Raw genomic sequence first — 9,063 nt, 5'->3', positions numbered from 1 at the left:
CCTACATGGACGAGGGTGTCGAACTGTTGAAATTGGCGAAGGACGCCCATCGCCTGTTCGAAAAACAGTCGGCAAAAGAGAAGTCGAGGATGTTGAATTTCTTACTTTCGAACTGCACCTGGGCGCATGGAGAATTGAATGCAGAATTCAAGCAACCATTTGATTCTCTTGCAGAAACGGCAATGATTGCCGCGCAAGCCTCGTCATCGAAAATGGGCGATTCGGCTCGTTTTGAGAAATGGCTCCCCGAACTGGACTCGAACCAGTGACCCGCTGATTAACAGTCAGCTGCTCTACCAACTGAGCTATCGGGGAACGCCGTTGGAACGCGGCCTATAGCAAAGCCGCCGCCTTGAATCTACACCCTTTTGCTTAACAAGAACCGTTTTTTTGAGGTTCCGGGCGGGGCTCGCAACGCGCGGCGCGCTTTTCATCGCCCCCGCCCGAGCCTATCTTCGCCGCATGTCGCAAAACCCCGTTACCGCCTATGGCCGCTGGATCGCCGAGACGCCTGACGCATGGCCTGAGGACGCTATAGAGGCCGCGCGCCGAGCCTTTATCGATATCGTCTCGGTCTCGATTCCCGGCGCGGTTGAGGAGGTGACGCGGCTCGCCTTCGGGACGGTCGCGCCCTGGGGCGCCGGGCCGTCAACGGCGATCGGTCACGGGGCTTCGCTGGCTCCGCCCTGGGCGGCGCTGGTTAATGGCGCGGCCGCCCATGCGCTCGATTTCGACGATAATTTCGACCCGGCGAAAGCCCATGCGACGGCGGTGCTGGCGCCCGCCATTCTGGCGCTTGCCGAAAGCGAAGGCGCGTCGGGCCGCGACTGCCTCGATGCTTATATCGCAGGGCTTCAGATTCTCGGCCGCGTCGGGCAGGGCGTGAATCCCGTCCATCGCAATCGCGGCTGGCACGCCACGGCGACAATCGGGGCGGTCGGCGCGGCGGCGGCCTGCGCGCGTCTTTTAAAGCTGGACGCCGAGCGCGCCGCCAATGCAATCTCGATGGCGACCAGCATGGCTGGCGGGTTCATGTCGCAGTTCGGCACGATGACCAAACCGCTGCACGCCGGTCTCGCCGCCAAGTCGGGCGTGATGGCGGCAAGTCTCGCCCGCGCCGGCGTCGACGCCGGGCGCGATACGCTCGATGGTCCGACCGCCATGAACCGGCTGATGGTCGGGCCCGATTATGAGCAGCTTCGCGACGGCCTCACCCATGTGGAGCACGGCCAGACTTTGCGTTTTGAAACGGAGGCGATCGGGGAGCCGCTGCTCATCCTCTCGAGCGGCCTCAAGGTGAAACGCTTTCCCAATTGCGGCAGCGCCCATCGCGCGATGGATGGCGTTCTGGAGTTAAGGCTGGCCAACGCCTTCACGCCGGATGAAGTCGAGGCGGTGCATATCTATGCGCCGGTGACGCATCTGAACAACCTGATGCATATGAATCCGCAGGACGGGCTCCAGGCGAAATTCTCTCTTGAATATGGCGTCGCCATTGCGCTTCTGACCGGCGCCGCGACTCTCAAGGACTTCACAGACGAGGCGGTGCGGCAACCGGAAATCCGCGCTTTTTTCCCCCGCATTCATCGCCATCCCGTGGACAAGGCGGAGGGTGAATTTCCGACCGAAGTCGAAATCGCGCTGAAAGATGGGCGGGTGCTGAAAACGGCTGTAGCGATGCCGGCCGGAAGCCTCGCGGCGCCATTTACGATGGATCAGCACTGGGCGAAACTCGAGGGCTGCGCCGCCGGATTGCTTGCGCCGGACCGGCTCGAAAAGCTCCGCAACGCCCTTGCTGAATTCGCCGAATTGCCATCTGTTGCGCCGCTTACAGAGTCGATAAAAGGCCCCTTCCTGACCAGGGAAGCATAAAGGGAAAGACGGCCATGACCGAACCACGTTGTACTGCGCTTGTCCTCGCTGCGAGCCGCGGCAATCTCGATCCGCTGGCGCAGGCTGGCGGCGTTTCCCATAAATGTTTCATCGACATCGCCGGTCAGCCGATGCTCCGCCGCGTTGTCGGCGCGGTGCTCGAATCCAGCCGCGCAACACGCACGATTGTCGTTATTGAAGAAGAGAGCATCGCGGAGGCCAAAACAATTCTGGCCGGTCTTCCCGGCGCGGAGGATATCACCTACACGCCCAGCCGCGACAATATCGGCTCCAGCGTCGCCGAGGTCGCCAAGCCTGACATGTTGCCGCTTGTCATCACGACCGGGGATAATGCGTTGCACACGGCGGAAATGTTCGCATTCTTTTGCGACGCGCTGGACGGTGTCAGCGAAGATGTCGCCGTGGGCCTGACGCCCGCGACGTACGTTCTGGAAAAATATCCCGACGGCAATCGCGCCTTTCACCGTTTCCGGGACGGCGCTTTTTCTTCCTGCAATCTCTATGCGCTTTTAACGCCAAAGGGGATCGAGGGCGCCCAGGTTTTTAAATCCGGCGGTCAGTTCGGCAAAAAACCGAGACGGCTCATCGGTGCGTTCGGGCTCTTTGCTTTCCTGTTGTACAGAAGCCGGCTGTTCACCCTGCGCACCGTGCTGCGGACATTGTCGCGCGGCATTGGCGTCAAGACGGCGCCGGTCCTCATGCCTTTCGCCGAAGGTCCGATCGACGTCGACCGGCCGGTGGACTGGGAACTTTCCAATCGAATCATTGCGGCCAGAGAAGCTGGCTGACCCATAAAAGCGAGACGGCCGCGTTTGGGGGAAACGCGGCCGGTACTCACTGTCGTGGGGTATGGTGGGGTATCTTCTCGGGAGAAGACCTTATTAAGGTCTCATCAAGGTCTTAACATATGGTTAACAGAAAACGGGGCCGAAGGCCCCGTTTCCCGGTTTTTCTCGAAGGAAAGCCGCGCCTATTCGGCCGGATCCCAGAGCGGGTTCCGGCGGCCGCTAAGGCCCGGCAGGTGACCTTCATGTGATTCGCCGTAATCGGACTGTTCCGACGCGCCGTGTCCGACCGGCGGCTGTTTCTCGCCCGTCCAGGCCCAGCGATAGAAGCGCGAGATGTCCGCACCCACGGCATACATGGCCGGCACGAAGAGCAGCGTCACGAAGGTTGCGAAAAAGACGCCGAAGGCGAGGGAGACAACGGTCGGCATCAGGAACTGCGCCGAGGTCGAGCGTTCGAACATGATCGGCAACAGTCCCACAAATGTCGTCAAGGATGTGAGGAGGATCGGACGGAAACGTCCGACGCCCGCTTTGACGAGGGCTGAGATAGCGCCTTCGCCTTCTGCGCGCAGGCGATTCACATAGTCGATCAGAACAAGGTTGTCGTTGACGACAACGCCCGCCGCCGCCGCAATCCCAAAGAAGGAAAACAGCGCGAAGTCGAGGCCGAACAGAAAGTGTCCGAAAGCGGCGCCCATAAAGCCGAACGGGATCGCCGACATGACCAGCAGCGGCTGGAAGTAGGAGCCGAACGCGATTGCCAGCAGCATATACATGGCGAAGAAAGCAAACCCCTGAAGCCCCGCCCATTCGGCGATGAAGTCTTGCTGGTCTTCCGCGTCTCCGCGCTGGGCGAGATCGACGCCCGGATGGCGCTGCTTGAACTCGGGAACGAATTCCTCGCGATAGATTTTCATCACCGCTTCGCGGTCGGCGCCTTCGCGCAGTTCACCGGTGATGCGGGCCGAACGCTGGCGGTCGCGGCGGTCGATGCGCTTGAAGCTGGGGGCGAATTTGGCGTCGGCGACAACCGTCAGCGGCACCTCGCGTCCATCCGGGGTGCGGATGCGCATGGATTCGATGGTGGTGAGCGACTCCCGGTCGGATTTGGGATAGCGCACCATGACGCGCACATCCTGGCCGCCGCGGGGCAGGCGCTGCACCTCTTCGCCGTAAAACGCCTGACGGATCTGACGGGAGACTTCGGCCAGCGTGAGGCCGAAGCGTTCTGCGCCGGGTTTCAGCTCAACCTGAAGTTCGGGCGTTGCGGACTGAAGATTATTGCGGACGTCATAGGTGTCGGGCAGCGTGCGCAGGAAGTTCTGCAAGTCGAGCACGCCGAGACGCAGCTCTTCAAGGCTGTCGGATTCGATGCCGAAAGAAAGATCGGGCCCGCCGTCGTTCAGCGTGTAGCTGATGGTGACTTCCTCGGCGTCCGGAATATCGCCAAGTTTTTCACGGAAAAGTTCGGCGATTTCCTTGGTGGATTGCTTGCGCTCGTCTGCCGGAAGAATGGTGACATAGGCGGAGATGTCTTCTTCATCAGCGCCGATATAAACGGATTTTACGAATTCTTTTTCCGGCGTGTCGAGTTCGGCTTTCAGTTTGCTGGCGGCGACCTCGATCTCTTCAAAGATTTGCGCGGACCGCGCCCATGGCGAGCCCTCGGGCATGCGCACGGTGAGCGACATGAAAGTGCCTTGCACTTCGGGCTGGAATTTGAAGGCGACCCAGCCTTGGGCAAGAAGGGCGGCCGCGATGGCGAACGCGCCAATGAAGAAGGCGACCGTGAAATAGCGGAAGCGCAGCGCAGTTTTGACGAGTGGACGGTAAACATTATCCGCAAAGCCCATCAGGCCTTCCGCGAATACTTTCTGCAGCCGGTAGTAAACGCCTTCCTTGTTCTGTTTTTTCATGTGCGCCAGATGCGACGGCAGAATAAGGAAGGATTCAATCAGCGAGAATAAAAGCGCGAAGATGATCGTGTAGCTGATATGTTTGGTGAACTGCGCCGTGCCGCCGGAAAGGAACAGCCATGGGGCGAAGGTGATCATTGTCGTAATGACCGCGAACAGCACCGGCTTTGCGACGAGCTGTGTGGAAAGCGTCGCGGCGTCAACGCCTTTGCCGCCGGCTTCGACTTCATTGTGAATCGCCTCGCCGACAATGATGGCGTCGTCAACGACAACGCCGATCACAAGAAGGAAGGCGAACAGCGACAGCATATTCAAGGATACGCCAACCATGGGCAGGAAAATGAACGCGCCAAAGAAAGAAACCGCAATGCCGACCGTCACCCAGATGGCGACTGCCGGGCGAAGGAAAAGAAGCAGCACGATCATGACGAGCACGAGCCCGATGCCGGCGTTGGAGGCGATCAGGTTCACCCGTTCAAAATAAAGATCGGCGAAGTCGAACCAGATATAAAGTTCGGCCTTGCCCTCATATTCCTTGTTCTTTTCCTCAAGCCATTTGTCGACAGCCTCGGAAAGGGTGACGATGTTGAGCGTGTCCGGGGCCTGAATCGCAAGGTTTACTGCCGGATGACCATTCACTTCGCGGATGGATTTGGAATCTTCGAAGCCGTCAACGACGTTGGCGATATCTCGTATGCGGATGACGGATCCGTCTGCGCGCTGACGCACGACGATCTGCTCGAACTCTTCCTCGGTGTCGGCGAGATTGCGCGTGGCGAGCTGGATGTTGCCCGTGTCGGTGCGCACTTGTCCGCCGGAAAGGTTCAGCGAGGAGCCGCGAATGGCCTGCGCCACATCATCGAAGGTCAGGCCGTAACGGCGCAGGGCCTCTTCGGAGACCTCAATGGAGACTTCTTCATTGCGGACGCCCCAGGTTTCGACAAGCGGCGATCCGTTGGGGATCTGCGCCAGCTCATCGCGCAATTCGCGGCCGAGGCGGTAAAGCTCACGCGGCTCCAGATCGCCATAGATGGCGATGAACTGTGTCGGGTTCTGGTTGCGCCACTGTCTGATGATCGGGGGGAAGGCGTCCTGCGGCAGGGTGGAGATGCCGTCAACGCGGTTCTTGATCTCGTTGAGGAAAAAGGTGGCGTCGACGGTGTCGAGCCCTTCCACATTGACCGTGGCGACGCCTTCGCGCGCGACTGAGCTGATATGCTCGACGCCGTCAATATCGGAAATCGACTCCTCGATACGCAGGATGACCTGTTCTTCAACCTCCTGCGGCGAGGCGCCGGGCCAGGCGACGGAAATGGTTGCGCCGTTAAACGAAGCCGAAGGAAAGACCTCCCGCTCCATTCTGGTGAAGGCGATGATGCCGGCGATGACGCAGGCGACCATCAAGAGGTTTGCAGCAACCGAATTGCGAGCCCACCATGCGATAAGTCCGTTCACGTCTATTCTCCGGATGTATTATTGGAGGCGGTGGCGCTCGGCGTCGGCTCTTCGGAGTTGATGGAGCCGGGTGTGTCCTCAAGAGGATTGGCGGGGCTCACCTTGTCGCCGGCGCCGGCGCCGCGTAGCGGCGACGTCACAACGCGGTCGCCTTCATCAAGGCCGCTGGCGATGGTGATGGTGTCGCGGTCGGTGGAGACGATCGCCACTTTGTGCTCGACCAGGGTGTCGTCATCGTCGATCGTATAAACCGTATCGCGGCCATAAAGCGCGGAGCGCGGCAGCACGATGGCGTTTTCATAAGGCTTGCCGGTGATCGTCGCCTCCACAAAGAGACCCATGGCGAGGGGCGTGCCATTGTCGGAGCCGGCGCCATATGGATCGTCCAGAACTGCGATGGCGATCACCTGACGGGTTGCGGCGTCGATTGCGCCTTCTGTACGGGCGAGGCGGCCGACCCAGTTATGAGTATTTCCGGCGATCGTCGCTGTCATATAGACCGGCGGGCCCGGCTCTTTATCGGATTCGGTGAAGGCGAGCGGCACACCGAGCTTGGCGAGATCATTATCGGTGAGCGGCAATTTGATTTCCGCCACATCGGTTGAGAAGATGCGGCCGAGCTGCGCGCCCGGGGCCACATATTGGCCGACGCCGGCGATGCGCTCGCGAACGCGGCCCTTGAATGGCGCGCGGATCGTGGTGCGGTCCAAGTCCAGTTTTCTGGCTTTATATTCCGCGCGCGCCTGTTGCAGTTGGGGAATCCGCAAGGTCAGCGCCGTCGGGTCTTCTTCAAGGCCGAGTTCTTCATAGTCTTTGCGCGCCAGCGCCGCTTCGGCTTCTTCCTGCGCAAGGCGCGCGCGGGCCGCCGCTTCAGCGGCGCGATAAGGCGCGTCTTCGATCTTGATCAGCATGTCGCCTTTTTCAAAGGCGCCGCCATTGACGAAGGCATCCGAGGTCGAGACGATCTGCCCGGAAACCTGCGCCGTCAGGTTAATATCCGTACGCGGACGAACTTCGCCTTGCGCAGAAACGTCCAGCGTCACCGACTGCGAATCCGCAATGGTGTAAAAAACCGAAGGGGGCGCGACTTCCGGCGCCTGAAGCTCAGGCTTGGGCCGGAGGGAACCCATTGCAAAGACAAGAACAGCAAAACCGACGAAAATGCCGATTGTGCCGAGGATAGTAAAAAGTTTGCGCATAACGGCTACTTACTCTCCGGTGTCAGCTTGCAGCGCAGCCAGTCTTTCCTCTGTGAGGAAATCGCCCCCGATGGCGAGATAAAGCTGGACGCGGTTCGAAACGCGCTGCTGCTGGGCCTGGATATAGGCGCTCTCGGACGAAATTCTCCGGGTTTGCGCATCCAGAAGGTTAAAAATAGTGGCGGCGCCGCTGGAATAACGGCGTTCTGTCAGTTCTTCGGCCGCGGCTGCTTCTTCATAGGCGAGAAGGAGCGCTTCTTCGCGCGCCGCAAGAAGCGTTTCGGCGGCGATGGCGTTTTCCGCTTCCTGATAGGCGGTGAGCACCGTCTGCACATAGCTGTAGAGGCTTGCCTCCGCCGCGGCCCGGGCGCGTTTGGAGTTTGCGAGAATCCGTCCGCCCTGGAACAGGGGCTGGAAAAGTCCGGCGGCGATGTTGCCGGCGAGACGTTCCGGATCGATGAGGTCGGCGAGATTGGGACCCGATGTAGAGATCTGCGAACTCAATGTCAGTTGCGGCAATAATTGCTTGCGGGCGGCGCGGGCTTGAAGGCCGGCCGATTGCATGCGGGCTTCGGCCGCAATGAGATCGGGGCGGCGTGAAAGAATGTCGCCCGGCGCCCCGGCGCCGGCCAGCTCGGGAAGCGACGGCAAGGTCGCGGCTGCTTCAAGCTCTGCGGCGGGATAGCGGCCAAGCAGAACTTCGAGCGCGCGTGAGGCTTCGAGTTCAAGGCGCTGGCGCAACGCCAGGTTCGCCTGACTTGATCCGAGCGCAGAGCGTGAAAGACGTACATCGAGACTCGAAGAGACGCCGCGATCATAGCGCCGTTCGGTGACGCGCAAGTTGCGTTCGCGCGCTTGCGTGTCGCGTTCGGCGAGTTCGCGCTGCTGGCGCGCTTCGATCAAGGCGAACCAGGCTTGCGCCACGCGCGCTGCGAGCGACAGGCGCGCGGCTTCGAGATCGGCGTAGGCTGCGGCTGCGTCTTTATAGGCGGCGCGGGTCTGGTCGGTCAGACGGCCCCATACATCAAGCTCCCACTGGATTTGGGCGCCAAGGGAGAAGTTGTTGATGTAAAGACGGCGGTTCGGAAGATCAGCGTCAATAAAGCCGTCGCTGTCAGTATCGAGCCCGTCGAGATTGCCGTCGCCATCAGTGTCGAGGCCAAAGCGGTCTTCGATTTCCTGTGCGCGCAAACCGCTGACATCGGAATTGCCGCCCGCCTGCGCCGCCGATGTGGGATCGGTGACGATGGCGTTGCGGCTGACATTGCCCGACGCGCCAAGGGTCGGCAAAAGATTTGCGCGGCTGATGCGTGCGCCCGCGCGGGCTTGTTCGAGATTGGCGGCGGTGGCGAGATAATTGTTGTTGCGTTCAAGCGCCTCGTCGATCAGGCCGCGCAACGCCGTATCATGAAACGCAGCGACCCAGTCGCCGGTCGGGGCGATGCCGACCTCAGCGTCCGCGGTCCAGCTCTCCGGCGTTTCCGGCAACTGCGCCTGCAAAAGCTCCTGATCCACGCTCGCACAGGATGCGGCCATAAGAATTGCTGTCGCTGCGGCGCTGCTGCGAAAGATTGTTTTGCCAGAAAACATCAGGCCCCTCTTTGTCCTTTTTCTTTATGCGTACATGTCGGCGCCGCGCCCTGACTGCAAGGCTCTTTCGGCCAGATGAGCGGCGTCTGCGACAAACACCGTGCATTTGGGCGAAACTGGTGACGCAACCTACCGTCCCATCTTGACACGATGGTTAACAAATAGGGACTACGCCCGGAAAATCTCAGGAAAACTGCGGCCTTTCCCCCACACTTGAGGGCT

The 9,063-nt window shown here is 60.5% G+C and carries 5 protein-coding genes, 1 tRNA gene and 1 pseudogene; 3 read left to right on the top strand and 4 right to left on the bottom strand.

The features are described 5' to 3' along the window. Nucleotides 1–269, top strand: a pseudogene (locus ACFC5L_RS17825) (recombinase family protein); the annotation flags it as partial. Here the strand turns inward: ACFC5L_RS17825 and ACFC5L_RS17820 are convergent. Further along, nucleotides 240–315, bottom strand: a tRNA-Asn gene (locus tag ACFC5L_RS17820). The pseudogene ACFC5L_RS17825 and the gene ACFC5L_RS17820 sit on opposite strands and share 30 nt — an antisense overlap. A gap of 75 nt (nt 316–390) precedes the next feature. Here ACFC5L_RS17820 and ACFC5L_RS17815 point away from each other — a divergent pair. Further along, nucleotides 391–1,872 carry an MmgE/PrpD family protein gene (locus tag ACFC5L_RS17815; protein WP_375204041.1) on the top strand — a complete coding sequence of 494 codons (1,482 nt, stop codon included), beginning with the start codon at nt 391–393 and terminating at the stop codon, nt 1,870–1,872. A gap of 14 nt (nt 1,873–1,886) precedes the next feature. After that, complete coding sequence (locus ACFC5L_RS17810; protein ID WP_375204040.1) at nt 1,887–2,681, top strand: hypothetical protein; 795 nt, start codon at nt 1,887–1,889, stop codon at nt 2,679–2,681. Between the two features lie 182 nt (nt 2,682–2,863). Here ACFC5L_RS17810 and ACFC5L_RS17805 read toward each other — a convergent pair whose 3' ends face one another. The 3 genes from ACFC5L_RS17805 to ACFC5L_RS17795 are packed head-to-tail and all read right to left on the bottom strand — an operon-like array spanning nt 2,864 to nt 8,841. Then, nucleotides 2,864–6,052 (bottom strand): efflux RND transporter permease subunit, encoded by a 3,189-nt coding sequence (locus tag ACFC5L_RS17805; RefSeq protein ID WP_375204039.1) that lies wholly within the window; start codon nt 6,050–6,052, stop codon nt 2,864–2,866. Nucleotides 6,053–6,054: 2 nt separating this feature from the next. Beyond that, complete coding sequence (locus ACFC5L_RS17800) at nt 6,055–7,251, bottom strand: efflux RND transporter periplasmic adaptor subunit (protein WP_375204038.1); 1,197 nt, start codon at nt 7,249–7,251, stop codon at nt 6,055–6,057. Between the two features lie 9 nt (nt 7,252–7,260). Next, entirely contained in the window at nt 7,261–8,841 is a 1,581-nt protein-coding gene (locus tag ACFC5L_RS17795) for an efflux transporter outer membrane subunit (RefSeq protein ID WP_375204037.1), read from the bottom strand. Nucleotides 8,842–9,063 lie beyond the last annotated feature (222 nt).

The organism is Hyphococcus sp., assembly GCF_041986965.1.
Taxonomy (GTDB): Bacteria; Pseudomonadota; Alphaproteobacteria; order Caulobacterales; family Parvularculaceae; genus Hyphococcus.
The sequence above is the reverse complement of the archived record's forward strand: the minus strand, read 5'-3'. Positions and strand labels throughout refer to the sequence as shown.